Genomic DNA, 25,747 nt, shown 5'->3' with positions numbered 1-25,747 from the left:
AAGGCATCAAAATGTTTGCGCTGCTAACGTGGAAGGGTTTTAATATGCCGAACAAAATTTTTCAATTCAAAAATTATCCGATAGTTTTCATTGGCTCAGGAATCTCAAAACGATACCTTCAGGACTACCCAACATGGGAGGAGCTATTAAATGAGTACTGGCAGATTACAAATCCTGAAATGGATTTCTATAATTACTTGCTCTCAATAAAAGAAAAGTATAAAAATACTGTTTTTGATAACTCCGATCTTGATCATAAGATTTATACGGAGGCAGCAAGTAAAATTGAAAGTGATTTTAATAAAATGTTCACTTCAAACGCTTTCAAACTAGAAGGTTTGGATGCTCGAAGGGTTTTCAGTGAAAACATATCACCATTCAAATATGCAATATGCCAACGATTCGCCAACCCAAAACTAAGAGATAATATTAATTCAAATGAGTTAAATTCATTTAAGTCCTTTCTAAAAAAGGCAAAAATGATAATAACAACAAATTACGATGCCTTTATCGAATCCTTATTGATCTCTCAGGGAGTAACACCTAAGCTTTATATTGGGAATAATGGTTTCTTCGAGGATACAGTCGGCTGGAGTGAGTTATATAAAATTCATGGAGATATTAAAGACCCGCTATCAATAATAATAAACACCGCCGACTATGAAATGTATGATAGTAAGGCCATATTAATAAGTGCAAAAATCCTTTCTAACATGATTAAAAACCCTATACTATTTATCGGGTATTCACTGACTGATAGAAATGTTAAAAAATTACTTTCTGACTTTTCATCACAACTGCCGAAAGAAGATGGGCGGAAATCAGCTGAAAGAATTATTCTGTTACAGTACAAACCAGATGAAAACGAAGTAGTAACTAAGCAAATTACAGATCAACAACTTCAGGTGACCTATACATCCGTCGAAACTGATAATTATCAAATGATTTACGATGAAATTAGTAGCGTAGATGAGGGCCTGTCCCCTTATGACGTTTTGAGGTACCAACGAGCAATTAAAACGCTTATTGTTAATGAAGGTGAAAAAGGAAATCTCAATACACTCTTGGTGTCTCCATCAGATTTAGACAAACTTGAAGAAAGTGTAAAGCAAGGAAAAAACCTTGTGGTCGCACTAGGTGATAAAAAATATGTATTTACTCAAATTAAAGAACTTAACTATCTTGAGGATTACTTATTTGAAAAAAATGAAATATCGAATAAGTTAGCTATAGAGTTTATTACCTCATCAACAAATACCTTAAGACTTCCTTTTGCAAAGGTAATTTCCTCCTGCAATATTAAAGATTTAAATCTACCAGCTAAATCAATTACCAGATTGAATCAACGTATTGAGCGACATGGTAAACTTGATGAAATAATTGACTCAATTGCATTAGACATAATTAACTCCGCAAAAGTATTTAATAGACTAGCTGATATAAACAGAACAGAGTTAAGCAAACAAAAAGAGTTATTGATAATTATTAAAAACATTAGGAATTTTGATATAAAGGAAATAGAGTCATACATCAAAAATGATTTATTCCCCCAATTCAAATTATGCGAGAACAACAATTTAAAAACAGATTATAGAAGGCTTTTTTTAGCCTATGATTTATTAATTAATGGTGACATTAAGCAGATACGATAAACATTAACCCCGAAATGCTAATGTCATTTTGGGGTTCTGTAAGTAACCCCGTATCGTGGCGGAATATTTTCCTTATAGTGAAGGAAAAATTTCTTAAACTATAAGATAAAATTAAAATTCATCGATATCTATATGCGTTTTTTATCTTAATATTTCCCAAAACTGCTAAATGACTGATTTCCAATCTATTCCCGCATGAGGACTTAAGCGATTACATTACAACCTATCAACCAGGTTATCTCAGGTGATCGGTACGCACTCGCCTACCAACGCGACCACAGTTAGGTCGATGGCGTTCAGAATCAGCCCCGCCTTGTCTTCATCTATATTCACCTCCTAATGTTTTTTTCAGTTGAACCACAAAGCTAAAGAAAAATAAATTCATTTCTAAAACAACCATTTAAAACCATTACAACTATTTATACAACTATTGTTGTTGACTGAAAAACAACTATGGTTTTTAATCAAACCATCGCGACGAAACAGCGATGCGGCCACCGGAAGTTAAACCGCGGCAGACATGAGTCAGCCTGCACATTAACAAATCGACTAAGTAGCAAATCATCCGGACCTACCCTGGCAAGTTGCAATAGCGCCCAATGGGATTGAGGCAGGTGTGTAACGTGTGGCGGGCATAGCAAACGAAGAGGACATGGTCTGGAATGGTTTAGTTGCTCAGTAGCCCTGAACATCGGGGCAGATTTACCAGCAGCTCTTTTCGAGGGGCTGACGGTAAACAAACAGAGGGGTGTGTATGGGCGATAAAAAAAAGGCGTCACTACTGCTTAACGTCGACGCCAGTGAAGTCCTTATTCAGATCGGGGAATTATTTAAGTTACTTGAACTTCCAGCCAGTTCCTTTGAGGGAATTCCTGAGCACGTCGTCGATCTGTTTTTTAACCGTGTCCGTGGCCTGATTGACAACGTCGTCTTTAGTGATTTCTCGACCACAGTCAGCACAACTGACGCCAGTGAAATTTGTCTCAAAGTCAAAATCATCGGGCTGGTTGAACATCTCACATCCACAGTCAGGGCACATGGTACGCATGGTTTGCATGAATATATCCTTTCTACTGTTGAGGAGATTAAAGAGTAAGCGATTTCTTGCTGTTGGGGAATAGCAGGAAGGCGCGCGCCGGGCGCGGATAAATATCCCGGCACAAGCAGGAATGTTTTGTAGTGCGGTGAATTGCAGCCGCACGACGGCAACCGGGAGATAAGCATCCGGCGCTGCATTACAAAGCATTTCTCCCGCATCAGCGGGTATCCAAAACACAGGCGGCCATCCACCGCCTTTTTTATGCGCAAAGGTTAATAGCTCCGCTGGCCGGCGATAAGGTAAACGAGGGTGAGAATGATAGATTTCGCACGCAAACCAGGACGGCAGCAGGCCGTAAAACTGAACTTCCTAGAGGTGCTCCTTCGCCGCTTATGCTACCTGCTGGCGCAAAAGGGGAATCCAGATGTGTAACTCTACGAAATGTGGATACTGCGGCAAGCCGGTTAAACCGGAGGACGTAGTCAAAAGTGCCCTTCTCTATCGCAACGGCGCGCAGCTGGCGCGCAGCTGGCGCGCAAAGAAAAAGAATACTGCTCTGAACGTTGTGCTTCGTACGACAAGATGGCACACGAGGCATAACGTAAAAGCCGCGCAAGGCGGCCCGTACGTCCGGTGCTCCCGACCAAAGTTACACCGGAAAACTACTTAAAAAACCAAAGTTCACCCAATGGGCGCTATCTCTGGCCCGGGGATCTTACATCCAAAAATGAGGATCTGACATGGAATTTTTCTACTTAATCAAGGCAACGCAGAAGTCGGGGAAACCTGACGGCGTTATCTGGTTCAGTGCCAAAACCGAAGCACGAGCCGCGCTGACGCTCGATGTTAAGCTGGAAGATACAGGCATCGAAACTGGCCGAGGCAAAGACTATGCCAAACCGATCCGCACCGATTTTCCGATTGTTAACGACCTGCCTGAAGAAAGCACCATCGATTACACCTGGTGCGAGCGCTACACCCTGGCCGACGACCAGCGCACCTGGAACGTGATCCTCGGTACTGCGTCACAGGATGAGACCGCCCTCGCCCCGGAGATCACCAGCGATGCGGACCTGCTTGCCGCGCCGGTAACCGCCACTGATATCGCAAATACTGGCATCACCTCTCTGCTTGAAAATCGCACCCCGGCCGTCCGCTACGCCTTCCATCTGCTGGGCGACAAATACCATACGGAGATCAGCCAGGAGCAGTTGATAGTCGCTAATGAACTGGTGATGGATGAGGCAAATGTTTACTTCAAGAATGTGCTGCAGGCCAAAAATGATGTTCCTGAGTTGAACGATCTCAGCCTTCACGCTGAGTGGAAACTGGTGCAGGCTGTCAAAGACGTCTTCTCGCAGGATAAAGAACACGAACCCGCGCTGCTGGCTGCTTTCATGTCGAGCTGGGTTAAAGCAGAGGTCGGCGAACGTGCCCAACTGGTCGAAGACTGGCTCGGCGGCAAACTGCCCGCCACTGAACTCGCCGACGCCAGCGAACCTGGTGAAGATGCGCTTGCTTCCAGTGAAATAGTTCGGCAGGAAGCTACGCCTGAAGAAGTTGCCCAGGCCCAGTCTCAGGTACAGGCATTCCGCGATAGGGACATTACTGAACTGCACGCTGTTCCTACGCTGTCGTTCCGTCACCGCCTCCTCGCACAGTTTATTACCGAGAAGGAATACGCGTACCACATTGACAATGAACAACTGAATACAGTGCGCCAGCTGGAAATGGACACCGATAACTCCTACGTGCAAAACCTGCTGCTGGCCGCCGAGAATGTCGAGGGGATGAAAAAGCTTCGTGACTTCGATTTATGGAGGCTTACCGATGCTGTTAAGCGCGTATTTCCTTCTGACAAAGCGACGCCTGATTTATCTCTGATGCTCCAGTTCATGAAGGCCTGGAAAACGACGGACTATATCGATCGCGGCCTGCTCGCTAAGGAATGGATTAACGGTAACCGGGTCTCAACCATTCAGCGCACCGACACCGGTACGAACGCGGGCGGCGGCATCAAAACAGACCGTAATGCAGACTATGAGCATACGTTGGACACACTTGATATTGAGATCGCGTGCGCAACTCTGCCGATGGATTTTGATATCTACAATATCCCCGGCTCTATTCACCGCCGGGCTAAAGATATTGTTGCTGCAAAAGAAAGTCCCTGGAAAGAGTGGTCCACAGCACTGCGTAAAACTGCAGGTATCCTGGATTACTCGCGCGCTGCAATTTTTGCGCTCATCCGCGAAGCGTCCTCAGGCATAACTACGTTCCCGGATCGCATGACTGGTTATATCAGCGCGACCCTCAATGAATACAAGCATGATACACCTGAGGCCAGAATCCTCGCCGCTGCGCGTCAGATTGATAGCGCGGCCGTGGATGCCGGAGTCATTCAGTGCACCGAGCCGTCACACCAGCTCGTCGCCACCCATCAGCCAGAAGTATCCAACCTCGGCGGCGGCATATTTTCCATCGATGGTCTGCTGGATGAAAAAGCAAACCCGGTCATCAATACCCCCTCAAACGAAGTCGAAAAACAGGAAGTGGAGATCGTTGGCAATGTGCAGATGGAAGAGACTGACCCGAGCAAAGTCGAAGCTTGTAATGCGTTACAAGCAGTCGAAGTCGCTGATGAAGCTGCTGCGCAAACAGTTAGCGCAAGCCAGGTGGATATCCTCGCAGCTGCCACACCGGAACTGACGAGCAACGTTGCCGCCGATCTGGACCAGAATATTGATGCTCTTAGCCAGGATGAGCCGGAATTACCTCCAACCGAACCAGAAACGACAGAAATAGGACCGGTAGCGGATATTTCCGAGCCAGAGGCTGCAGCTAAGGAATGGCCAGCTTACTTCGAGCCAGGCCGTTATGAAGGTCTGCCGAACGACGTTTACCACTCCGCGAACGGCATCAGCAGCACGCAGGTGAAGGATGCCCGTGTCTCCCTGATGTATTTCGAAGCGCGCCACGTCTCTAAGACCATCCAGAAGGAGCGGTCGAAGGTTCTCGACATGGGCAATCTGGTGCATGCGCTTGCGCTGCAGCCGGAGACGCTGGCCGCCGAGTTCAGCATTGAGCCGGAGATCCCGGAAGGTGCACTCACCACCACGGCGACGATCCGCGAGTGCATTGACGAGTACAACGCCAGCCTGCCGCCGCAGCTGAGCGCTGATGATATCAAAGCGCTGCTGGAGGCCCATAACGCCACCCTGCCCGCGCTGCTGCCGCTTGGCGCAGCTGTAGACGAAACCGCAGAAAGCTATATGGCGCTGCCGGAAGAGTTCCAGCGCATCGAGTCTGATAAGAAGCAGACCGCTGCAGCTATGAAAGCCTGCATAAAAGAGTACAACGCCACTCTGCCCGCTCCGGTGAAAACCAGCGGCAGCCGTGACGCGCTGCTGGAGCAGCTGGCGATCGTCAATCCTGACCTGGTTGCGCAGGAGGCGCAGAAGCCCGCGCCGCTGAAAGTGGGCGGCACCAAAGTGGATCTGATTCAGGCGCTCAAGGCTGTCCGCCCGGATACCGTGTTCGCCGACGAATTGTTGGACGCATGGCGTGAGAACCCGGAAGGCAAGGTGCTGGTGACCCGCCAGCAGCTGGAAACCGCGCTGGCTATACAGAAAGCGCTGCATGCGCACCCGACCGCCGGAAAGCTGCTGCAGCATCCTGATCGCGCCGTTGAGACAAGCTATTTCGGCATCGACGAAGAGACCGGCCTCGAAATCCGTGTGCGCCCTGACCTTGAGCTGGACGTAGATGGCGTGCGCATCGGTGCCGACCTCAAAACGATTTCTATGTGGAACATCAAGCAGTCAGGTCTGCGGGCGAAGCTGCACCGTGAAATCATCGATCGCGATTACCACCTGAGCGCCGGTATGTACATGGAGACGGCAAGCCTCGACCAATTCTTCTGGATCTTCGTCAACAAGGACGAGGGATATCACTGGATTGCCATTGTTGAGGCTTCGCAGGAGCTGGTGGAGCTGGGCATCCTAGAGTACCGCGCCACGATGCGCGCCATTGCCAACGCATTCGATACCGGCGAGTGGCCAGCGCCGATCACCACCGACTACACCGACGAACTCACCGAGTACGATCTGCGCCGCCTTGAAGCGCTGCGCGCGGCTTAAGGAGAACAAGAATGCAGAACACAAACGTAGCAGTAGCCGACCAGAACGCTGTCATTAACTCAAACATCGCGCTGTTCGATTCACAGTACCTTAATGCCATCAGCACTTTCGCCCAGATTATGGCGCAGGGTGCGGCGACAGTACCGAAACACCTTCAGGGCAACCAGGCCGACTGTATGGCCGTTGCAATGCAGGCGGCGCAGTGGCAAATGAACCCTTTCGCCGTGGCGCAGAAAACCCATCTGATTAACGGCGTGCTGGGATATGAGGCCCAGTTGGTAAACGCAGTGATTTCACGCAGCGGCGTGCTGGCGAATCGCTTTGAGTATGAGTGGTACGGCCCATGGGAAAAAGTGGTCGGAAAATTTCATATCCGCAAAGGTGAAAAAGGCGAATACCGCGTTCCTGGCTGGACCATGGCGGAAGAAGCAGGTATCGGCATTATCATCCGCGCAACGCTCAAAGGCGAAGATCACCCCCGTGAGCTGGATCTGCTGCTGGCTCAGGCCCGCACCCGTAATTCGACACTGTGGGCTGACGATCCCCGCCAGCAACTCGCCTATCTGGCAGTAAAACGCTGGGCGCGTCTGTTCTGTCCGGATGTGATCCTGGGCGTTTATACACCTGATGAGCTTGAAGATCGTCAGGAAAAAGAAATCAACCTAGCACCGCAGCAGCGCGTAAGCGTTGCTGATATCCCGGCTGAATCGACAACTAACAGCGCGCAAGAGTCCGGTACCAATATTGATGGCATGGCCGACGAGTTCCGCGATCGCATTGAAGTAGCTCAATCCGTGGACCAGGCCAAAGCCGTGCGGGTTGATATTGAAGCAGCCAAAACTACTCTCGGTTCGGCGCTGTTCACTGAGCTGAAAAACAAAGCCGTACGGCGCTACTACCTGGTAGACGCCCGCAACAAGGTGGAAGCGGCGATCAACTCCCTGCCCCAGCCTGACGAACCGGATGCTACAGAGCAGTTCACCAAAGCAGAGCAGGCACTGGCTGCTGCGAAGCGCCATCTGGGTGACGAGCTGTATGACCAGTTTGCCGTTACCCTGCTCGATATGAAGCCCGAATACGTGGCATGAGGGAGGCGGGAGGGTTGTCCCTCCCGGTAATGATATGAGCGAGAAACAAGCCCGCTGGAGTGTTGAAGAGCTGAACATGTTGCTGACGCATAACAACCAGCAAGTGGCAGAGCTGACCGGCCGCCCGCTGACCGAGATAGAAGATCGCCGCCTGCTGGCGAATATCGAGCGAAACTGCTGGGACGTGTTTGACCCGGAGCGTGCCGAATGAGACTTATTAACCGAAGCAGGAAAGATTCCCCGATGGCCCGCAGGGCGTGCGATGCAGCGTTGGCCCGGCATGTTGAAAGGTTCGGTGATTATGCCAGCCGGGCCATGACCAGCGTATACACAGTGCTGGTGGACGGAATGAAGGTAACGGTAGAGGTGGAAAACCGCAGCACCAGCTACGTGGCCACAGCGATCATGGGCGCTCGGCGTCTGCGTGCCCTCGCCGGCCGGATGTCTTGATATCGAATTATCATCAAACAGCGCCTTCCGTCCTTATAATCGGGTGGTGGGCGCAGGAGAACAGAATGGCAAAGCTTCTTAATTTGCAGGAATGGGCCGCTGAAGTGTACTCATCACCGCCATCGCTTTCTACTCTTCGCAGATGGGTACGTGAAGGCAAGATCTATCCTGCCCCCGAGCTACACGGTAAAGAGTATAAGCTCCGCCCGGATGCTATCTATGTTGATCCGAGCAAGAAGAATTTGCGCTTAAAACCGCAGCATCTAAAAATTCCGTCCAAAGGGACTTTACTGGAGAGATTACAGAATGCAGAGGCCAGCCCGTTACGACGCTAACCTGCCCCGTAACCTGACCTTTCGCAAGAGAGATAAGCTTTATTCCTGGCGCAACCCAATAACCGGCCAGGTAATCTATCTGGGCCGCATTGATCGCAGGGAAGCGATAGCCCAGGCCATTGAAGCCAACAGCTATCTTGATCAAAACTATATCCCCTCCAGTCTACTTCAGCGCATTAAAGAAACGCCCACCCTGACTATGGCTAAATGGCTGGAGAGGTATGACGTTATTCTCGAGCGAAGGGAATTAAAACCAAACACAATGAAAGTTCGCAGGAACCAGCTGGACACGATCAGAAAAGAGTTCGGCACTATCGCTCTTAGCGCAGTTACAACAAAAGACATTGCGGAATTTTTGGAAACATACATTGCCTGCGATAAAAAAAGCATGGCTGCAGGTCTGAGATCTGTACTGCTCGATGTATTCAGAGAGGCGCTCGTGGAGGGCCATATAGAAAGGAACCCGGCAGAACCTACTCGCACCCCGGCACCAAAAGTTAAGCGGGAACGTCTACTGCTCGAAGCGTATTTTACGATACGAGAAACAGCAGCTGCTAATTCAGTATGGGCGGCAAATGCATTTGATCTTGCGCTTGTCACTGCTCAGCGACGCGAGGATATAGCCATGATGAAATTCACTGACATCCGGGAAGACAGATTGTTTGTCATACAGGAGAAAACAGGGAATAAATTAGCCATCCCTTTAGACCTGAAACTGGAAGCGGCCGATCTTCATTTAAAAGAAGTGATAGAACGTTGCAGAGTGAACAATCCATCTGAGTTCCTGCTTTACTCGCCGGTGCGTCGGGGTGGAAGAAAGCCCGGACCACTGACGCCGGACGGGTTAACCCAGGCATTCTCAGATACCCGTGATGTCACTGTGCTTAAATTTGGCCCTTACCCGCCGTCATTTCACGAAATTAGAAGTCTGGCCAGTAGGCTTTATGAGAAGGAAAAAGGCGAAGAATTTGCGCAGCGGCTGTTGGGTCATAAAAATTTATCAATGACCAAAAAATACTTGGACTCCCGTGGGGCAGAGTATGTTACGGTTTAGACTGAATATAAGGATTTGGTGGAATTTTGGTGGATTTTAGTGTGAACGCCTAAAAAACCCTTATTATTCAAGCATATAAAAAAAGACCGAATACGATTCCTGTATTCGGTCCAGGGAAATGGCTCTTGGGAGAGAGCCGTGCGCTAAAAGTTGGCATTAATGCAGGCTTAGTCGCCTTGCACCTTAAGAATAGATGACGACACCAGCTTTTCCAGTCCGCGACAAATGTGGTCAGAAAAATCCGGTAATTGTCACGTTTATCATAAAAAAACGCAGGCGGTGTTAACCGGACCTGCGTTTTTTTATGCTGTATCAGGTGATTTTCATCAGCCCGTGCAGAGGGATTTCGCGCGCTCGATAAAGGGGGCGAGGCTCATTTTCTGCCCGGGATGTTCTGGGTCGTCAACCTGAATGATGCTGACAGGCTGACCGGTGCTTCTCCCGCTGTCGACCTGTTTCTGCGCGATATCATTGAGCGGATACTGCACCAGCGTACTGGGGTTAATGGCGAACAACGCATTGCCCGGTCTGCAGGTGAGCATTATCTCTTCGCGATTGAAGGCCCATTTCTCTTTGCCAACCTCGAAACGGCTGACGGTAATAACCTGCGGCGCAGCCAGCGCGGCGGCTGAGCTGGTCAGCAACAATACTGCAATCACACTCTTTTTCATTCTTTTCACCAGATTTATTCAAAAAGGCTCCCAGGTGGCAAACAGGCTTACCGCTGCCAGCACCAGCGCACCGATTATCAATTCTGCCCGGGTTAACGTTATAAAGCGCTGCCGCGCTCCGCTATCCACCAGGCTCAAGCGTGGCACCAGAACATACCGATTCACAAGCGCGATTGCCACCATCAGCGCGACAAGCGCACATTTGAGCAACAGCATGCGCCCCCAGGCGCTCTGCCACGGCCATGCCAGCCCCTGAATCAACACCGCATTAACGATGCCGGTAAGGATAACGCCTGCCACCGCTACGTGACCATAACGGGAGAAGCGCATCATCGCGCCAATAGCCGCAGGGTGGCTCCCCTCACGCGTAAGCTGCATACAAAACAGCACCGGCAGCAGGCCGCCCAGCCACATCGCCCCGCACAGCAGATGCAGCGCATGGTTGACGTGTTGCAGCACACCGGGCAACCCTGCGCGCATCGCTGCGTGGCCGAGACCCGCCGCCAACAGAAACTGCAGCGCCGTCAGCAGCAGCAACTTCCTTTGCTGCGCTGGCTGCATCAACCCGGCAAAGAGGGTCAGCAACGCGAGGAAGATTTGCCAGGCCAGCAGTGAACCCGCTTGCGTACCGGCAACCGCACGCCAGATCGCGGGCTGCCACACTTCCGGCCAGCCACCGGCCATCATCCCGCCCTGCACCGCATAGAGCAACAGCGCGCTCAATGCCGTAAGGATCAGGCAGACGCGCTGCAGCGGCAGGAAGTGTTGAGTGAGTGTCCGGCGCAGATCGCGCGGTGCCAGCCAGGCGCTGAACAGCGCGCTGCCAAATAACAGCATCAGGGCGGCGAAATGAATAAAGCGCAGCCCGACAAAGAGCAATGACAGCATGTTACTTCACAGAAAAGCTGTACTGCCCGTGAGTTTTATGGCCGTCGACCGAGACCACATGCCAGCTGACGGTGTACTTCCCGGAAGTCAGGGGCTGTTCAAGCGGCACGATCATCTGGGTCTTATCCTTTTCATTGCGCTTTACCGCCCCGGTTTTGATCGCCTTCTGCTGCGCGTCTGTCACCTTAATCCCGCTGAACGCTGGCTCAATCCCTTCTGAAAAGTTGAGCGTCAGCGCCTGCGGTGCCGCCGTCACATCGGCATCCGCAGCCGGATACTGACCTTTGAGGTGGGCATGCGCCAGCACTGCCGGGGTTACAAAAAGGGTGGTAATGAGGGCAAAAGCGCGTAAGCGCTGCGTCGGGGAGATAAGCATAGAAGCATTCCTTTTTGTTATGCATACGATATAGAGGATAAACCTGTACAATAGTTGAGTCGAGTCTCATCGCCGCCACGCTTGTCTTTCTGCGACAGCCTTAGTAACTTTTGCCGCCTGAACTGAGGAGAACTTCATAATGACCAATCTTGCGCAGCTCGAACAAGAAGAGATGGATAAGGTGAATGTCGATCTGGCCGCCGCAGGCGTTGCCTTCAAAGAGCGCTACAATATGCCGGTTATTGCCGAAGCGGTTGAGCGCGAACAGCCCGAACATCTGCGCGGCTGGTTTCGCGAACGTCTGATTGCCCACCGGCTGGCCTCCGTCTCGCTCTCTCGCCTCCCCTATGAGCCGAAAGTGAAATAATGGAGCCGACTATGTTACGTGTTATCGATACAGAAACCTGCGATTTGCAGGGTGGTATCGTCGAGATCGCCTCGGTGGACGTGGTAGACGGGCAAATCGTTAATCCCCAGAGCCACCTGGTGCGCCCCGACCGTCCCATCAGCCCGCAGGCGATGGCCATCCACCGCATCACCGAAGCGATGGTGGCGGATAAGCCGTGGATCGAAGAGGTGGTGCCCTATTATCACGGCAGTGAGTGGTATGTGGCACACAACGCCAGCTTTGACCGCCGCGTGCTGCCGGAGATGTCCGGCGAGTGGATCTGCACCATGAAGCTGGCACGGCGTTTATGGCCGGGGATCAAATACAGCAATATGGCGCTCTATAACTCCCGCAAGCTCAGCGTAGAGACACCAGCCGGTTTGCATCACCACCGCGCGCTCTATGATTGCTATATCACCGCCGCTTTGCTGATTGACATCATGCAGGTCTCTGGCTGGACAGCGGAGCAGATGGCCACCATCACCGGACGCCCGGCGCTGATGACCACCTTTACCTTTGGTAAATACCGCGGTAAACCGGTTGCCGAGATCGCTGACCGCGATCCGGGCTACCTGCGCTGGCTGTTTAACAACCTCAACAGCATGAGCCCGGAACTGCGTTTAACGCTTAAACACTACCTTGGCGAAGGGTAATTACCCTTTGCCGGGCAGTGTCCCCTGCGCCAGCGCGATCAGAAACGCGTACTCCAGCGCCACCCCTTCGTAGGATTTAAAACGCCCCGATTTACCGCCGTGCCCGGAATCCATATCGGTGCAGAGCAGCAGCAGATTATCGTCGGTTTTATGTTCCCGCAGTTTCGCCACCCATTTCGCCGGCTCCCAGTACTGCACCTGCGAATCATGCAACCCGGTAGTCACCAGCATATGCGGATAGGGGTGCGCGCCAATGTTGTCGTACGGGCTGTAGCCCTTCATATAGTGGTAATAGGTCTCATCTTGCGGATTGCCCCACTCCTCGAACTCGCCAGTCGTTAAAGGGATCGACTCATCAAGCATGGTGGTGACCACATCGACAAACGGCACCTGGGCGATCACGCCATGGTAGAGAGTGGGACGCATATTGATTACCGCGCCCATCAGCATGCCGCCCGCGCTACCGCCCATGGCGTAACAGTATTGCGGCGAGCCGTAGCCCTGCTCCAGCAAACTATCGGTGACATCAATAAAGTCATTAAATGTGTTTTGCTTGTTGAGGAATTTCCCCTCTTCGTACCAGGCATGCCCCAGCTCGCCGCCGCCGCGAATATGCGCTATCGCGCAGACAAAACCGCGATCCAGCAGGCTCAAGCGGCTGCTGCTGAAGTCCGCATCGATACTTGCCCCGTAGGAGCCGTAGCCGTAGACCAGCAGCGGATTCTCGCCTTTGCGGAAATGGTTGTGGTTGTAAACCAGCGAGACAGGCACTTCAACGCCGTCACGAGCGATTACCCAAAGATGCTCACTGCGATAGTCGCTGGCGTCAAAGCCCGCCACTTCCGTTTGCTTCAGCACGCGCCGCTCGCCGGTATCCATATCCAGCTCAAACAGCGTATCCGGCGTGGTCATTGAGGAGTAACCGTAGCGCAGCCGCGAGGTTTCCGGCTCGGGATTGTAGGCAAGCCAGGTGACATAAGCCGGATCGTCAAAAGCGATGCCGACCACTTCACGGGTCTTACGGTTGATCTGCCGCAGACTTGTCAGGCCACGCTGCCGCTCTTCGACCACCAGCCAGTCGGTAAACAATGTAAAGCCTTCGAGCATAATGTGATCGCGGGCGGGAATTAACGCTTCCCAGCGCCGCTCATCACGCACTTTGGTGCGATAGAGGCCGAAGTTTTTGCCATCGCGGTTGGAGCGCAGATAGAAGGTGTGCTGGTAGTGATCGAGGCTGTACTCATGCTCTTTACGCCGCGGCAAAAAGCAGAGCGGCTGCGCATCCGGCAGTTCAGCATCGAGCAGCAACACTTCGCTGGTGGTGGCGCTGGCCAGGTGAATGGTGATGTAGTGCTGTGAGGTAGTTTTGCTCAGCCCGACGTAAAAGGTGTCATCTTTCTCTTCGTAGACCAGCTCATCCTGCTGCTTCGGCGAGCCGACCGTGTGGCGCCAGACCTGATAAGGCAGCAGCGTGGTGGCATGTTTACGCACGTAGTAGACGGTCTCGGAGTCATTCACCCAGACAAAATCTGGCGAGACGTTATCGAGCACCTCCGGGTACCAGTTGCCGGTCTCCAGATTGCGAAAGCGCAGACCATACTGGCGCCTGGAGAGGAAATCCTCCGCCAGCGCCATAATGGTATTGTCGGGCGAGATGTCGAGGCCGCCCATGGTGTAAAACTCGCTGTGCGAGGCGCGCTGGTTGGCATCCAGAAGAGTTGTCCAGTCGTCCCATTCAGAGCTGAGCACCGACTGGCGCTGATAGATGGCGTACTCATTGCCCGGCTCATAAATATGCCGGTAACGATAGCCGTTACGAATATAGGGCGCGGAAACTTCACGCTGCGGAATGCGGGAGATAATCTCCTGCAGCAGGTCATCCTGCAGCGCTTGCTGGGAGGCCATCACTTCCCGCCCGTAATCATTCTCCTGATGCAGATATTCAAGCACCTCTGGCTGAGAGCGCGTGTCGTCCCGCAGCCAGTAGTAATTATCGACGCGGGTATCGCCATGAACGGTCATGGCGTGGGGGATCTTTTTTGCTTTCGGCAACATAGCACTTATCTTTTTTCTGTTTTCCATACCTATAAGGGTGGCAAAACAAACGCGCGTTGCAAGCGAAACGTTATAGCACTCAGGATGTAAGGGCGCGTTTTTGCTGCTGAAGATTCTGCTCGATGCCTTCACGGACGTCCTGCGGCACCTTCAGCGCATCGCCCAGGGCGTTAAGATAGCTGCGCTCCATAAAGTGATCGATGTCGATAACCGCACAGCTGAGGAAGTAGAGCTCCAGCGCCTCCTCCTCATTTTTGACACCCTGTGCCAGCCGCGCCGGATCGAGGGGCTGTTCCAGCGCTTTCGCCACCAGCTCACGCCCCTGGGTTTCGATGCCCGCTTCGCGCAGTTGCAACTCAATTGCCGCCTGCTCCTGCTCATCAATATGGCCGTCGCTTTTCGCCGCAAAGACCAGCGCCAGAATCAGACGCTCGGTGCGCACGTCCAGCGGCGACTGCTGCTGGCCAAACTGCGGCTCATCCTGATGGGTTTCGCGAATACGGTCTTTGTATTTGTTCCACAGCACCGTACCGGCAACCGCCCCGCCGCCGACCAGCAGCGCGCCGGTGCCATATTTGGCGAGTAGTTTGCGTGATGATTTGTTGGCAACCAGCAGCCCGGCAAGACCGCCCAGTGCTCCCGGCACCAGAAGCTTATTTAAGCCCTGACCCTCTGAGGAAGAGGAGGATGTAGATGCACCGCTTTTCTGACCCAGCAGCGACTGTAATTGATTTAACCAGTTCATGATTTTCCCTCGCTTAACCGCTTTCGTCAGGCAAGAGTAAGCGAGGGAGATGTCAGGAAGTGTCTATATCTGGAAAGATCAGGAAAATTTCGGCGCTATGGCTGCGTTTTGTAGGCCGCGCTGCCCGCCGGGCAGTCGACCATCACGCGGTAGTGAATATCGGCGCTTTTACCGCGCACGGTGAGCGGCACCGTCCACTTATCACCTTTGCCAGTGACCTCTTGCGGATTAACCCATACCACCGGATCCGCCTGACCAATTTTTTTCTGATCGTCAGCCCAACGCACAATGCGGTTTTGCAGATAGTCGCGCTTAACGCTGGCGGCGATGCCCTCAGCGTTAAGCCCTTCACAGGAAGGAAACTTCACGACCTTCTGTGCGGCGGCATCTGCCGCCATGCTGCCCGCCAGCAAAAAAAGACTGGTTACTACCCCTGCTATTTTCATGCTTATCTCCTGGTTAATACCCATTCAAAGCATGGTACAAATTGCTGGCGGTGCAAGATCAGGCGACTTTCGCCCGCTTGCTGGCGCTTTTAATGTCGACCGCGTCAGAAGATTCATCTTCAACACTTTTTGCCGATGGTGCGCCCTCTTCGCTCTCTGTGCCGGGCAGTTTGCCGGATTTCAGAATACCGTTGAGCGCATCTTTTTGCTCGGCGAGCCACATCGCCATGCGTTCACGGGTCTCTTCTTCCAGAGTGACCGGACCGGTGCCTAACCAGTCGCCCAGCACTTCCGCCAGGTCGAGCATTTTGTCGTAAGCATCGGCTTCCTTTTTGCTGGCAAAAGACATCTTTTCCTCACCTTCGCGAATGACTACGTATTTAACTTCTACCGCCATGATGCAGCCTCGTTTTACTGTGTATTTGTACAGTATAATAGCGCGATGAAAAAACCACCGCAAGTGAAAAAGACAGACGCAAACGTTTTCGTTATACTGCGCCCACTTTTTTCTAATGGTACTTCGCTATGACTCTTTTAGGAACTGCGCTGCGTCCGGCAGCCACGCGTGTGATGTTATTAGGCTCAGGCGAGCTGGGCAAAGAAGTGGCTATCGAATGTCAGCGGCTCGGTATCGAAGTGATTGCGGTTGACCGCTATGCGGACGCGCCAGCAATGCAGGTCGCGCACCGATCCCATGTGATTAACATGCTTGATGACGAGGCGTTAAAAGCGCTGGTCGCCAGGGAGAAGCCGCACTTTATTGTGCCGGAGATTGAAGCTATCGCCACCGACGCGCTGATTGAACTGGAAGCAGCCGGGCAGCGTGTGGTTCCCTGTGCGCGCGCCACAAAACTGACGATGAACCGGGAAGGGATCCGTCGCCTCGCGGCAGAGGAGTTGCAGCTTCCTACGTCGAGCTACCGTTTTGCCGATAGCGAAGAGAGCTTCCGCCAGGCGGTGGGCGAAATCGGCCTGCCCTGCATTGTGAAGCCGGTAATGAGCTCCTCAGGTAAAGGGCAGAGCTTTATCAAATCTGCCGACCAGTTGGCAAGCGCGTGGGCCTATGCGCAACAGGGTGGCCGCGCCGGTGCCGGTCGCGTGATTGTCGAAGGCGTAGTGAAGTTTGATTTTGAGATAACCCTTTTGACCATCAGCGCGGTGGATGGCGTTCACTTCTGCGCGCCGGTTGGCCACCGCCAGGAGGATGGTGATTATCGTGAGTCCTGGCAGCCGCAGCAGATGTCGGCCGCGGCGCTTGAGCGCGCCCGGCAGATCGCCCGTGAGGTGGTGCTGGCGCTCGGAGGACATGGTCTTTTCGGCGTCGAACTCTTTGTCTGCGGCAATGAGGTTATTTTCAGCGAAGTCTCCCCGCGCCCGCACGATACGGGCATGGTGACGCTGATTTCGCAGGATCTCTCCGAGTTTGCCCTGCATGTACGCGCCTTTTTAGGCCTGCCGATTGGCGCGATCCGCCAGTACGGCCCGGCCGCCTCTGCGGTGATTTTGCCGCAGCTGCACAGCCAGAACGTCACCTTTGATAATCTCCACCACGCCGTTGGCGCAGGCGTGCAGCTGCGCTTGTTCGGTAAACCGGAGATTGAAGGATCGCGCCGTCTGGGCGTGGCGCTGGCGGTCGCTGAGGATGTTGAGAGTGCGGTCGCCCGCGCCGTGGCCTCAGCTAACGCGGTGCAGGTCAACGGATAAAAAAAGCCCGGTGCGCAGTGCGTCCGGGCTTGTTATCAGGCGGGTTTCATACCCGCCTGCTGATTACTGCTTCGCACCTTCAACGGCTTCGCGTGCCAGTGTGGTGATGCGATCGTAATCGCCTGCTTCCAGCGCGTCGGCCGGAACCAGCCACGAACCGCCGATGCAGAGCACGCTTTTCAGCGCCAGGTAATCGCGGTAGTTAGCCGGAGAGATGCCGCCGGTCGGGCAGAAACGCACCTGGGAGAAGGGACCGGCAATCGCCTGCAGCGCTTTGGTGCCGCCATTCGCTTCCGCCGGGAAGAATTTGAACTCTTTCAGGCCGTAATCCATGCCCAGCATCAGTTCGGAAACGGTGCTGATGCCCGGGATCAGCGGGATGGTGCCTTCGGTGGCGGCTTTCAGCAGCGGCTCGGTCAGACCCGGGCTGATAGCGAACTGCGCGCCCGCTTCGGTAACTTCCGCCAGCTGTTGCGGATTCAACACGGTGCCAGCGCCGATAATAGCGTCAGGAACTTCTTTTGCAATGGCGCGGATAGCGTCAATCGCGCATGCGGTGCGCAGCGTCACTTCCAGTACGCGAACGCCACCTGCAACCAGCGCTTTCGCCATCGGAACAGCGTGCTCCAGTTTGTTTACCACGATCACCGGTACAACCGGGCCCGTTTTCAGGATGGCTTCTGCACTTGTTTTCCAGTTTTTCATCAATCTTTTCTCTCGCCAGAATAAAATCTTGTCGTCTTAAAAAGTGATACAGGTTGCGCCCTGCTCTGCGCCGGAGAGCTTCTCTCGCAGCGCGCCGAACATTTCACGGCCTGTGCCCACGCGCATTGCGCTAAGGTCAGGAATATGCGGCTGACGTGCGGCAAGTTCGTTGTCAGCAACCAGCAGGGTCAACTCGCCTGTCTGCCCGTTAACCCGGATAATGTCGCCATCACGCACTTTTGCCAGCAACCCACCGTCGTAAGCTTCAGGTGTCACATGGATTGCCGACGGCACTTTACCTGATGCCCCTGACAGCCGTCCATCGGTAACTAAGGCAATTTTGAAACGGCGGTCCAATAATACACCAAGTGGCGGCATCAGTTTATGTAATTCTGGCATGCCGTTGGCTTTCGGCCCCTGGTGACGCACCACGACTACGCAATCACGATCCAGCAGACCCGCCTCAAAGGCCGGTAATACGTCATGCTGGCTCTCAAACACCACCGCTGGCGCTTCAATGATCTGGTTCTCTACCGGCACGGCGGAGGTCTTCATCACCGCGCGGCCAAGGTTACCGCTCAGTACTTTGGTGCCGCCATGCTGCGAGAACGGCTTATCAATGGTGGCGATAATCGACTCATCCAGCGACGCGGCAGCGCCTTCACGCCAGTCCAGCTCACCATCGTTGAGCCACGGCTCCTGGGTATACCGCGTCAGGCCAAAACCGGCCACGGTATTCACCTCTTCATGGAGTAAACCGCCCTTAAGCAGTTCGAGCATCAATACCGGCACACCGCCTGCTGCCTGGAAGTGGTTGATGTCAGCCGGGCCGTTCGGGTAGAGACGGGCAAGCAGCGGCACCACCTCGGAGAGTTCGGAGAAGTCATCCCAGTTGATGATAATGCCCGCCGCGCGCGCCATCGCCACCAGGTGCATTGTGTGGTTGGTGGAGCCGCCGGTTGCCAGCAGAGAGACGATGCCATTCACCACCACTTTTTCATCGATCATTTTGCCGAGCGGCATCCACTCGTTGCCATTACCGGTCAAACGCGTCACCTGACGGGCAGCGGCTTCGGTCAGCGCTTTACGCAGCGGCGCATCCGGGTGAATAAAGGAGGAGCCGGGCAGTTGCATGCCCATAAACTCAATCACCATCTGGTTGGTGTTGGCGGTGCCGTAAAAAGTACAGGTGCCTGGGGCATGATAAGAAGCAGCTTCTGACTCCAGCAGCGCCATGCGATCGACTTTGCCTTCCGCGTAGAGCTGGCGAATACGCACCTTCTCTTTGTTAGCCAGGCCGCTCGCCATCGGGCCTGACGGCACGAACAGCGCGGGCAAGTGACCAAACGACAGCGCCGCCATCGCCAGCCCCGGGACAATTTTGTCGCAAACGCCAAGATAGAGCGCACCGTCGAACATATTATGAGAGAGTCCCACCGCCGCGGACATGGCGATCACTTCGCGGCTCAGCAGCGATAGCTCCATCCCATCCTGACCCTGCGTCACACCATCGCACATTGCCGGTACGCCACCTGCTACCTGGCCGACCGCATTCACCGAGTGCAGCGCTTTACGAATAATGTCGGGATAGACTTCATAAGGCTGATGCGCGGAGAGCATGTCGTTATAGGAGGTGATAATGGCGATGTTGTTGCGCAACATGCTTTTGAGCGAGGCTTTATCTTCGGGCTGGCAGGCGGCAAAACCGTGCGCCAGATTCCCGCAGGCCAGCGTCGAACGACGCACGGTATTGCTTTTGGCTTGCTCAATGCGCGCCAGGTAGGCTGAGCGGGTTTCGCGTGAACGTTCAATAATGCGATTTGTTACGCGTAACATTACTGGATTCATAGAGGCTCCTGAAATTTATCTGTTCGGGGAGAGCGTGCTAACCGTGCGTTTCATTATGCGTAACAAGCTGAAAACACCTGAGCGCCGCGCCCCAAAGGCAAAATCACTGCAGCCAGTGTAATAAAAAAAGCCCCGCTGGTGAATCCAGCAGGGCTTTGAAAAAGAAAAATTGTTCGCAGAGCTGTGTTAGATCATGTTACCGGTAAAATTGCGCAACATCATCCTCGGTGGTTACTCGAATTCGTTCCAGGAGCGACCATCGCGGGTGATCATCGCAACCGAGGCTACCGGGCCCCAGGTGCCTGCCTGATACGGTTTCGGTGAGTCGTTATCCGCAGCCCAGGCTTCGGTAATGGAGTCGACCCACTTCCACGCCTCTTCCACTTCATCGCGACGCACAAACAGTGCCTGAATACCGCGCATTGACTCCAGCAGCAGGCGCTCGTAGGCATCCGCCAGATGGGTTTCGTTGAAGGTTTCGGAGTAGCTCAGATCAAGCTTCGTGGTCTGAAGATTGTGTTTATGATCCAGCCCCGGCACTTTATTGAGGATCTGGATATCCACCCCTTCGTCCGGCTGCAGGCGAATGGTCAGTTTGTTCTGCGGCAGCTCCTGCCAGGACTCTTTAAACAGATTGAGTTCCGGGTTTTTGAAGTAGACCACGACTTCAGAACATTTGGTTGGCAGACGTTTACCGGTACGCAGGTAGAACGGCACACCGGCCCAGCGCCAGTCGTCGATATCAACGCGGATCGCAACAAATGTTTCGGTATGGCTCGACTTGTTCGCGCCCTCTTCTTCCAGGTAACCCGGCACTTTCTTGCCCTGGGCGAAACCGGCGGTGTACTGACCACGTACGGTTTTCTCCCGCACGTTGGTGCGATCGATACGACGCAGGGATTTGAGCACCTTCACTTTCGCGTCGCGAATGCTGTCGGCAGTGAGATCGGACGGCGGTGACATCGCGATCATGCAGAGCACCTGCAGCAGGTGGTTCTGGATCATATCGCGCATCTGCCCGGCCTGGTCGAAATAGCCCCAGCGGCCTTCGATACCCACCTCTTCCGCCACGGTGATCTCGACATGATCAATGGTGCGGTTATCCCAGTTATTGACGAACAGGGAGTTGGCAAAACGCAGCGCCAGCAGGTTGAGCACTGTCTCTTTACCGAGATAGTGGTCGATACGGTAAACCTGGCACTCTTCAAAATACTCACCCACCTGATCGTTGATCTGACGGGAGGTCTCAAGGGAGTTACCGAGCGGTTTTTCCATCACGACGCGAGCCGGTTTGGCATTGAGCTTCGCAGCGCCCAGCCCTTTACAGATGGCACCAAAAGTATCCGGCGGCATCGCGAAGTAGTTGATGGTGGTGCGGTTTTTCTGATCCAGCATCGCGCCGAGGCGTTTGAAGGCAGGCGTGTCGTTTACATCGAGATTGCAGAAATCGAGACGACCGCTCAGCTTGTCCCACAAGCTTTCGTCGATCTTCTCTTTCATAAAGGTTTCGAGCGCTTCACGGACCACTTTGGTATAGGCTGCTTTGTCCCAGTCGGCGCGGCCGACCCCGAGAATCCGCGTCTCCTCATGAATTTGACCGGCTTTTTCCAGCTGGTACAGGGAAGGCAGCAATTTCCGGCGTGCGAGATCGCCTTTCGCGCCGAAAATGACCAGGTCACACGCCTGGGCTGTTTGGACTACCGCCATGTCACTCTCCTCAGTTAGCTATCCTGAAGCTATCGTGCGCTTCAGTTGTAATTTTATTACACTGCACTGTACTGCTTTTACGTAATTCCCGAAACTATCAGGCCTTGTCAGGAAGTGCGTTATTGGGTTGTCATGAAAAATGCGCATATTTGCGCCGATTGCGCGACTTATTTGCCCACCAGCCGCTGGCGAAAATCTGACTCTGATCATGTTATGAAAAAAAACAACAACATTTCAGCGTATCACTTACCTTTCTACCCTGCGCAGGCGTAATATCGACGCAAACTGCGTAACGATTCGCGCAATCAGTGTAATCGTTTCACCAGGAGCGCATTAACGCCTATGAATATGCTGGAAAAAATCCAGTCCCGACTGGAACACCTTAGCAAATCAGAACGAAAAGTCGCGGAAGTGATCCTCACCGCGCCGCAGCTGGCTATCCACTCTAGTATTGCCGCGCTTGCGCAACAAGCGGAGGTCAGCGAACCGACGGTAAACCGCTTTTGCCGCAGTCTGGACACGCGCGGCTTTCCCGACTTTAAACTGCATCTGGCCCAGAGCCTCGCCAACGGCACGCCCTATGTTAATCGAAATGTCGATGAAGATGACAGTGTAGAAGCCTACACTGGCAAAATCTTCGAGTCGGCGATGGCAAGCCTCGATCATGTGCGTCAGTCTCTTGATATGGCTGCGGTTAATCGCGCTGTCGATCTGCTGACGCAGGCGAAAAAAATCGCCTTCTTTGGTCTGGGCTCCTCTGCGGCCGTCGCCCACGATGCGATGAACAAGTTTTTCCGCTTCAACGTGCCGGTGGTCTACTCCGATGACATTGTGCTGCAACGCATGAGCTGTATGAATTGTAGCGATGATGACGTCGTTATGCTGATTTCCCACACCGGGCGCACGAAAAGCCTGGTGGAGCTGGCGCATCTGGCGCGCGAAAACGATGCCATGGTGATTGCACTGACCTCAGCGGGTACGCCGCTGGCGCGTGAAGCAACCCTTGCTATCACGCTGGATGTCCCTGAAGATACAGATATCTATATGCCGATGGTGTCCCGTCTTGCGCAACTGACGGTTATTGATGTGCTGGCGACCGGGTTCACATTACGCCGCGGCGCAAAATTCCGGGATAACTTGAAGCGAGTCAAAGAAGCACTCAAAGAATCGCGCTTTGATAAGGAACTGCTTATCAAAGACGATAATCATTAAGAGACCATAACAAAAACGGTAGTTACTTACGCTATTCGGTTAGCGGCCTTGCCCGTCACGGCGCGCGTAACCCGAATTCATGTTCACGCAACACCTCGTTATTTCAGTCAACGGAGTATTACATGTCCAGAAGGCTTCGCAGAACCAAAATCGTCACCACTTTAGGCCCGGCCACCGACCGCGATAACAACCTCGAAAAGGTTATCGCTGCTGGCGCTAACGTGGTGCGGATGAACTTCTCACACGGAACACCGGAAGATCATAAATTACGCGCGGACAAAGTGCGTGAGATTGCGGCAAAACTGGGACGTCATGTTGCTATCCTTGGCGATCTACAAGGACCGAAGATTCGCGTCTCCACCTTTAAGGAAGGTAAGGTTTTCCTTAACATCGGTGACAAATTCCTGCTCGACGCTAACCTTGGCAAAGGTGAAGGCGATAAAGAGAAAGTCGGCATCGACTATAAAGGCCTGCCTGCTGACGTGGTGCCGGGCGACATCCTGCTGCTGGATGATGGCCGCGTGCAGCTCAAAGTGCTGGAAGTTCAGGGTATGAAGGTGTTTACCGAAGTGACCGTCGGCGGCCCGCTCTCCAACAACAAAGGCATCAACAAACTGGGCGGCGGCCTCTCTGCTGAAGCGCTGACCGATAAAGATAAAGCGGATATCGTGACCGCCGCGCTGATTGGCGTCGATTACCTCGCCGTCTCCTTCCCACGCTGCGGCGAAGATCTCAACTATGCACGTCGTCTGGCGCGTGATGCAGGCTGCGATGCGAAGATTGTCGCCAAAGTCGAGCGAGCAGAAGCGGTGTGCAGCCAGGATGCAATGGACGATGTGATCCTCGCGTCTGACGTGGTGATGGTTGCCCGCGGCGACCTCGGTGTTGAAATTGGTGACCCGGAACTGGTCGGCATCCAGAAAGCGCTGATTCGCCGTGCCCGTCAGCTGAACCGTGCGGTGATCACCGCAACGCAGATGATGGAGTCGATGATCACCAACCCAATGCCGACCCGCGCGGAAGTGATGGACGTGGCGAACGCCGTGCTCGACGGTACTGATGCAGTGATGCTTTCTGCGGAAACTGCCGCCGGGCAATACCCTTCCGAAACCGTTGCCGCGATGGCGCGCGTCTGCCTGGGCGCAGAGAAGATCCCAAGCATCAACGTCTCCAAGCACCGTCTCGATATTCAGTTCGACAATGTCGAAGAGGCGATTGCCATGTCAGCGATGTATGCCGCCAACCACCTGAAAGGCGTTACGGCGATCATCTCGATGACCGAATCGGGTCGTACCGCGCTGATGACCTCGCGTATCAGCTCCGGCCTGCCGATTTTTGCCCTCTCCCGCCACGAGCGCACTCTTAACCTGACCGCGCTCTATCGCGGCGTGACGCCGGTCTATTTCGACAGCCATAACGACGGCGTTGCCGCGGCCAACGACGCGGTGAACCTGCTGCGTGATAAAGGCTACCTGCTCTCAGGCGATCTGGTGATTGTGACGCAGGGTGACGTGATGAGCACCATTGGCACCACTAACACCACGCGCATTCTGACCGTCGAATAACGGATTGCTCAGAAAGTAAAAGGCCTCTCACAGTGAGAGGCCTTTTTTTTGGCTATTTCTTTTTGTAGAGCTCTTTGCGCTTATAGGGCTCGATCTCACCCGGCTTGCGCGTTTTCAGCAGCTTCAGGATCCAGGTGTACTGCTCCGGGTGCGGGCCGACAAAGTTCTCCACCTCTTCATTCATCCGCCGCGCGATGGTGGTGTCATCCGCCGTCAGCAGATCGTCCATCGGTGGGCGCACCAGAATCGTCAGGCGGTGCGTTTCGGCATCGTAAACCGGGAAAAGCGGCACCACACGGGCGCGGCACACTTTCATCAGGCGGCCAATCGCCGGCAGCGTCGCTTTGTAGGTGGCGAAGAAGTCGACGAACTCGCTCTGCTCGGGGCCGTGATCCTGATCCGGCAGGTAATATCCCCAGAAACCGTTGCGTATCGAGTGGATAAAGGGCTTGATGCCGTCATTGCGCGCATGTAAGCGACCGCCAAAACGCAGGCGCACCTTGTTCCACATGTAATCGAAGACTTTGTTGCCCTGGTTATGGAACATCGCCGCGATGCGCTTGCCCTGAGAGGACATCAGCATCGCCGGAATATCGACACCCCAGGCATGCGGCACGAGGAAAATGACGCGTTCATCGTTGCGGTGCATCTCATCGATAATCTCTCTGCCCTGCCACTCAATCCGCGAGGCAACTTTTTCCGTACCGCGCAGCGCCATTTCGGCCATCAGCACCATCGCCTGCGGCGCGGTGGCAAACATATGATCGATGATCGCTTCGCGCTCGGCTTCACTCTTTTCCGGGAAGCAGTAGTAGAGGTTGATCTGCGCACGACGGCGGGCGCTTTTTCCGCGTCGTCCGGCAAAACGGCCCAGTTTCGCCAGAAGCGGATCGCGAACGGAGGGCGGGATCAGGGCGACGCCGGCAAAAGCCAGCACCCCAAGCCAGGCGCCCCAGTGGCGCGGATGGCGAAACTCGCCCTCAAACTGAGGAATGTATTCACTGTTATTTTTTTTGGTTTCCATGCA

24 protein-coding genes and 2 pseudogenes are annotated in these 25,747 nt (G+C 53.6%); 14 read left to right on the top strand and 12 right to left on the bottom strand.

Annotated features, from left to right (window positions below):
• The first annotated feature begins 44 nt into the window (after positions 1-44).
• Positions 45-1,652 (top strand): SIR2 family protein, encoded by a 1,608-nt coding sequence (locus SOM48_RS18995; protein WP_320512767.1) that lies wholly within the window; start codon positions 45-47, stop codon positions 1,650-1,652.
• 835 nt (positions 1,653-2,487) lie between these two features.
• On the opposite strand, the gene SOM48_RS22705 is transcribed toward SOM48_RS18995, so the two are convergent.
• Positions 2,488-2,667, bottom strand: coding sequence for an ECs_2282 family putative zinc-binding protein (locus SOM48_RS22705; RefSeq protein WP_414672796.1), 180 nt, complete (start codon positions 2,665-2,667; stop codon positions 2,488-2,490).
• A gap of 306 nt (positions 2,668-2,973) precedes the next feature.
• On the opposite strand from SOM48_RS22705, the pseudogene SOM48_RS18985 reads away from it, so the two are divergent.
• The 8 genes and pseudogenes from SOM48_RS18985 to SOM48_RS18950 all read left to right on the top strand — a co-directional run.
• Positions 2,974-3,123 (top strand): annotated as a pseudogene (locus SOM48_RS18985) (hypothetical protein); the annotation flags it as partial.
• Positions 3,116-3,291, top strand: a pseudogene (locus SOM48_RS18980) (YdaE family protein). The pseudogenes SOM48_RS18985 and SOM48_RS18980, both read left to right, overlap by 8 nt.
• A 140-nt stretch (positions 3,292-3,431) precedes the next feature.
• Positions 3,432-6,830 (top strand): RecE family exodeoxyribonuclease, encoded by a 3,399-nt coding sequence (locus SOM48_RS18975; protein WP_320512765.1) that lies wholly within the window; start codon positions 3,432-3,434, stop codon positions 6,828-6,830.
• Between the two features lie 11 nt (positions 6,831-6,841).
• Positions 6,842-7,918, top strand: coding sequence for a RecT family recombinase (locus SOM48_RS18970; protein WP_320512764.1), 1,077 nt, complete (start codon positions 6,842-6,844; stop codon positions 7,916-7,918).
• Between the two features lie 34 nt (positions 7,919-7,952).
• Positions 7,953-8,129, top strand: coding sequence for a hypothetical protein (locus SOM48_RS18965; protein WP_167552474.1), 177 nt, complete (start codon positions 7,953-7,955; stop codon positions 8,127-8,129).
• On the top strand, positions 8,126-8,368 hold the full coding sequence (locus SOM48_RS18960) for a DUF4060 family protein (protein WP_187799165.1): 243 nt from the start codon (positions 8,126-8,128) through the stop codon (positions 8,366-8,368). The genes SOM48_RS18965 and SOM48_RS18960 overlap by 4 nt, the downstream gene beginning before the upstream one ends.
• 65 nt (positions 8,369-8,433) lie before the next feature.
• Positions 8,434-8,703 carry an excisionase gene (locus SOM48_RS18955; protein WP_054803282.1) on the top strand — a complete coding sequence of 90 codons (270 nt, stop codon included), beginning with the start codon at positions 8,434-8,436 and terminating at the stop codon, positions 8,701-8,703.
• Positions 8,675-9,757: a tyrosine-type recombinase/integrase gene (locus tag SOM48_RS18950; RefSeq protein ID WP_320512763.1), complete on the top strand. Its 1,083-nt coding sequence runs from the start codon at positions 8,675-8,677 to the stop codon at positions 9,755-9,757. Before SOM48_RS18955 ends, SOM48_RS18950 begins: the two co-directional genes overlap by 29 nt.
• 326 nt (positions 9,758-10,083) lie before the next feature.
• Here SOM48_RS18950 and SOM48_RS18945 read toward each other — a convergent pair whose 3' ends face one another.
• The 3 genes from SOM48_RS18945 to yobA are packed head-to-tail and all read right to left on the bottom strand — an operon-like array spanning position 10,084 to position 11,692.
• Positions 10,084-10,428, bottom strand: coding sequence for a YebY family protein (locus SOM48_RS18945; protein ID WP_139965924.1), 345 nt, complete (start codon positions 10,426-10,428; stop codon positions 10,084-10,086).
• Between the two features lie 18 nt (positions 10,429-10,446).
• Entirely contained in the window at positions 10,447-11,316 is an 870-nt protein-coding gene (gene copD, locus SOM48_RS18940; protein WP_320512762.1) for a copper homeostasis membrane protein CopD, read from the bottom strand.
• Position 11,317: 1 nt separating this feature from the next.
• The gene (gene yobA, locus SOM48_RS18935) at positions 11,318-11,692 is read right to left on the bottom strand and encodes a CopC domain-containing protein YobA (protein ID WP_054803279.1); all 375 of its coding nucleotides are present in this window, start codon (positions 11,690-11,692) and stop codon (positions 11,318-11,320) included.
• A gap of 136 nt (positions 11,693-11,828) precedes the next feature.
• Between yobA and SOM48_RS18930 the strand changes: the two genes are divergently transcribed.
• Both SOM48_RS18930 and exoX read left to right on the top strand, forming a co-directional pair.
• Positions 11,829-12,059 (top strand): DNA polymerase III subunit theta, encoded by a 231-nt coding sequence (locus tag SOM48_RS18930; protein WP_034813210.1) that lies wholly within the window; start codon positions 11,829-11,831, stop codon positions 12,057-12,059.
• Positions 12,060-12,070: 11 nt separating this feature from the next.
• Positions 12,071-12,733: an exodeoxyribonuclease X gene (gene exoX, locus SOM48_RS18925; RefSeq protein ID WP_320512761.1), complete on the top strand. Its 663-nt coding sequence runs from the start codon at positions 12,071-12,073 to the stop codon at positions 12,731-12,733.
• On the opposite strand, the gene ptrB is transcribed toward exoX, so the two are convergent.
• From ptrB to SOM48_RS18905, 4 genes are all read right to left on the bottom strand, one after another.
• Positions 12,734-14,788: an oligopeptidase B gene (gene ptrB, locus SOM48_RS18920; protein ID WP_320512760.1), complete on the bottom strand. Its 2,055-nt coding sequence runs from the start codon at positions 14,786-14,788 to the stop codon at positions 12,734-12,736.
• Between the two features lie 79 nt (positions 14,789-14,867).
• Positions 14,868-15,536 carry a tellurite resistance TerB family protein gene (locus SOM48_RS18915; protein WP_320512799.1) on the bottom strand — a complete coding sequence of 223 codons (669 nt, stop codon included), beginning with the start codon at positions 15,534-15,536 and terminating at the stop codon, positions 14,868-14,870.
• Positions 15,537-15,628: 92 nt separating this feature from the next.
• Positions 15,629-15,979, bottom strand: a complete 351-nt coding sequence (yebF, locus tag SOM48_RS18910; protein ID WP_320512759.1) for a protein YebF — start codon at positions 15,977-15,979, stop codon at positions 15,629-15,631.
• Between the two features lie 58 nt (positions 15,980-16,037).
• Entirely contained in the window at positions 16,038-16,376 is a 339-nt protein-coding gene (locus SOM48_RS18905; protein WP_313354177.1) for a YebG family protein, read from the bottom strand.
• 128 nt (positions 16,377-16,504) lie between these two features.
• Between SOM48_RS18905 and purT the strand changes: the two genes are divergently transcribed.
• Positions 16,505-17,683 carry a formate-dependent phosphoribosylglycinamide formyltransferase gene (purT, locus tag SOM48_RS18900; protein WP_320512758.1) on the top strand — a complete coding sequence of 393 codons (1,179 nt, stop codon included), beginning with the start codon at positions 16,505-16,507 and terminating at the stop codon, positions 17,681-17,683.
• A gap of 63 nt (positions 17,684-17,746) precedes the next feature.
• On the opposite strand, the gene kdgA is transcribed toward purT, so the two are convergent.
• The 3 genes from kdgA to zwf form a co-directional block, all read right to left on the bottom strand.
• Entirely contained in the window at positions 17,747-18,388 is a 642-nt protein-coding gene (gene kdgA, locus SOM48_RS18895) for a bifunctional 4-hydroxy-2-oxoglutarate aldolase/2-dehydro-3-deoxy-phosphogluconate aldolase (protein ID WP_054803274.1), read from the bottom strand.
• A 36-nt stretch (positions 18,389-18,424) separates the two neighbouring features.
• Positions 18,425-20,236 carry a phosphogluconate dehydratase gene (gene edd / locus SOM48_RS18890; protein WP_320512757.1) on the bottom strand — a complete coding sequence of 604 codons (1,812 nt, stop codon included), beginning with the start codon at positions 20,234-20,236 and terminating at the stop codon, positions 18,425-18,427.
• 231 nt (positions 20,237-20,467) lie between these two features.
• Positions 20,468-21,943, bottom strand: coding sequence for a glucose-6-phosphate dehydrogenase (gene zwf, locus SOM48_RS18885; RefSeq protein WP_042713375.1), 1,476 nt, complete (start codon positions 21,941-21,943; stop codon positions 20,468-20,470).
• 342 nt (positions 21,944-22,285) lie between these two features.
• Here zwf and SOM48_RS18880 point away from each other — a divergent pair, with 342 nt between their 5' ends.
• Both SOM48_RS18880 and pyk read left to right on the top strand, forming a co-directional pair.
• The gene (locus SOM48_RS18880) at positions 22,286-23,155 is read left to right on the top strand and encodes a MurR/RpiR family transcriptional regulator (RefSeq protein ID WP_023480183.1); all 870 of its coding nucleotides are present in this window, start codon (positions 22,286-22,288) and stop codon (positions 23,153-23,155) included.
• Positions 23,156-23,277: 122 nt separating this feature from the next.
• The gene (pyk, locus tag SOM48_RS18875; RefSeq protein ID WP_094420719.1) at positions 23,278-24,720 is read left to right on the top strand and encodes a pyruvate kinase; all 1,443 of its coding nucleotides are present in this window, start codon (positions 23,278-23,280) and stop codon (positions 24,718-24,720) included.
• 52 nt (positions 24,721-24,772) lie between these two features.
• Here the strand turns inward: pyk and lpxM are convergent, their stop codons facing one another.
• Positions 24,773-25,744: a lauroyl-Kdo(2)-lipid IV(A) myristoyltransferase gene (gene lpxM / locus SOM48_RS18870; RefSeq protein ID WP_289746136.1), complete on the bottom strand. Its 972-nt coding sequence runs from the start codon at positions 25,742-25,744 to the stop codon at positions 24,773-24,775.
• Positions 25,745-25,747 lie beyond the last annotated feature (3 nt).

The organism is Kosakonia sp. CFBP8986, assembly GCF_034044935.1.
GTDB lineage: Bacteria > Pseudomonadota > Gammaproteobacteria > Enterobacterales > Enterobacteriaceae > Kosakonia > Kosakonia cowanii.
The sequence above is the reverse complement of the archived record's forward strand: the minus strand, read 5'-3'. Positions and strand labels throughout refer to the sequence as shown.

Excerpts from the sequence above, each read along its gene's own strand:
- SOM48_RS18995 (WP_320512767.1), top strand. The coding sequence starts at position 45 with ATGCCGAACAAAATTTTTCAATTCAAAAATTATCCGATAGTTTTCATT.
- SOM48_RS22705 (WP_414672796.1), bottom strand. The coding sequence starts at position 2,667 with ATGTTCAACCAGCCCGATGATTTTGACTTTGAGACAAATTTCACTGGC.
- SOM48_RS18975 (WP_320512765.1), top strand. The coding sequence starts at position 3,432 with ATGGAATTTTTCTACTTAATCAAGGCAACGCAGAAGTCGGGGAAACCT.
- SOM48_RS18970 (WP_320512764.1), top strand. The coding sequence starts at position 6,842 with ATGCAGAACACAAACGTAGCAGTAGCCGACCAGAACGCTGTCATTAAC.
- SOM48_RS18965 (WP_167552474.1), top strand. The coding sequence starts at position 7,953 with ATGAGCGAGAAACAAGCCCGCTGGAGTGTTGAAGAGCTGAACATGTTG.
- SOM48_RS18960 (WP_187799165.1), top strand. The coding sequence starts at position 8,126 with ATGAGACTTATTAACCGAAGCAGGAAAGATTCCCCGATGGCCCGCAGG.
- SOM48_RS18955 (WP_054803282.1), top strand. The coding sequence starts at position 8,434 with ATGGCAAAGCTTCTTAATTTGCAGGAATGGGCCGCTGAAGTGTACTCA.
- SOM48_RS18950 (WP_320512763.1), top strand. The coding sequence starts at position 8,675 with ATGCAGAGGCCAGCCCGTTACGACGCTAACCTGCCCCGTAACCTGACC.
- SOM48_RS18945 (WP_139965924.1), bottom strand. The coding sequence starts at position 10,428 with ATGAAAAAGAGTGTGATTGCAGTATTGTTGCTGACCAGCTCAGCCGCC.
- copD (WP_320512762.1), bottom strand. The coding sequence starts at position 11,316 with ATGCTGTCATTGCTCTTTGTCGGGCTGCGCTTTATTCATTTCGCCGCC.
- yobA (WP_054803279.1), bottom strand. The coding sequence starts at position 11,692 with ATGCTTATCTCCCCGACGCAGCGCTTACGCGCTTTTGCCCTCATTACC.
- exoX (WP_320512761.1), top strand. The coding sequence starts at position 12,071 with ATGTTACGTGTTATCGATACAGAAACCTGCGATTTGCAGGGTGGTATC.
- ptrB (WP_320512760.1), bottom strand. The coding sequence starts at position 14,788 with ATGTTGCCGAAAGCAAAAAAGATCCCCCACGCCATGACCGTTCATGGC.
- yebF (WP_320512759.1), bottom strand. The coding sequence starts at position 15,979 with ATGAAAATAGCAGGGGTAGTAACCAGTCTTTTTTTGCTGGCGGGCAGC.
- SOM48_RS18905 (WP_313354177.1), bottom strand. The coding sequence starts at position 16,376 with ATGGCGGTAGAAGTTAAATACGTAGTCATTCGCGAAGGTGAGGAAAAG.
- purT (WP_320512758.1), top strand. The coding sequence starts at position 16,505 with ATGACTCTTTTAGGAACTGCGCTGCGTCCGGCAGCCACGCGTGTGATG.
- kdgA (WP_054803274.1), bottom strand. The coding sequence starts at position 18,388 with ATGAAAAACTGGAAAACAAGTGCAGAAGCCATCCTGAAAACGGGCCCG.
- edd (WP_320512757.1), bottom strand. The coding sequence starts at position 20,236 with ATGAATCCAGTAATGTTACGCGTAACAAATCGCATTATTGAACGTTCA.
- zwf (WP_042713375.1), bottom strand. The coding sequence starts at position 21,943 with ATGGCGGTAGTCCAAACAGCCCAGGCGTGTGACCTGGTCATTTTCGGC.
- SOM48_RS18880 (WP_023480183.1), top strand. The coding sequence starts at position 22,286 with ATGAATATGCTGGAAAAAATCCAGTCCCGACTGGAACACCTTAGCAAA.
- pyk (WP_094420719.1), top strand. The coding sequence starts at position 23,278 with ATGTCCAGAAGGCTTCGCAGAACCAAAATCGTCACCACTTTAGGCCCG.
- lpxM (WP_289746136.1), bottom strand. The coding sequence starts at position 25,744 with ATGGAAACCAAAAAAAATAACAGTGAATACATTCCTCAGTTTGAGGGC.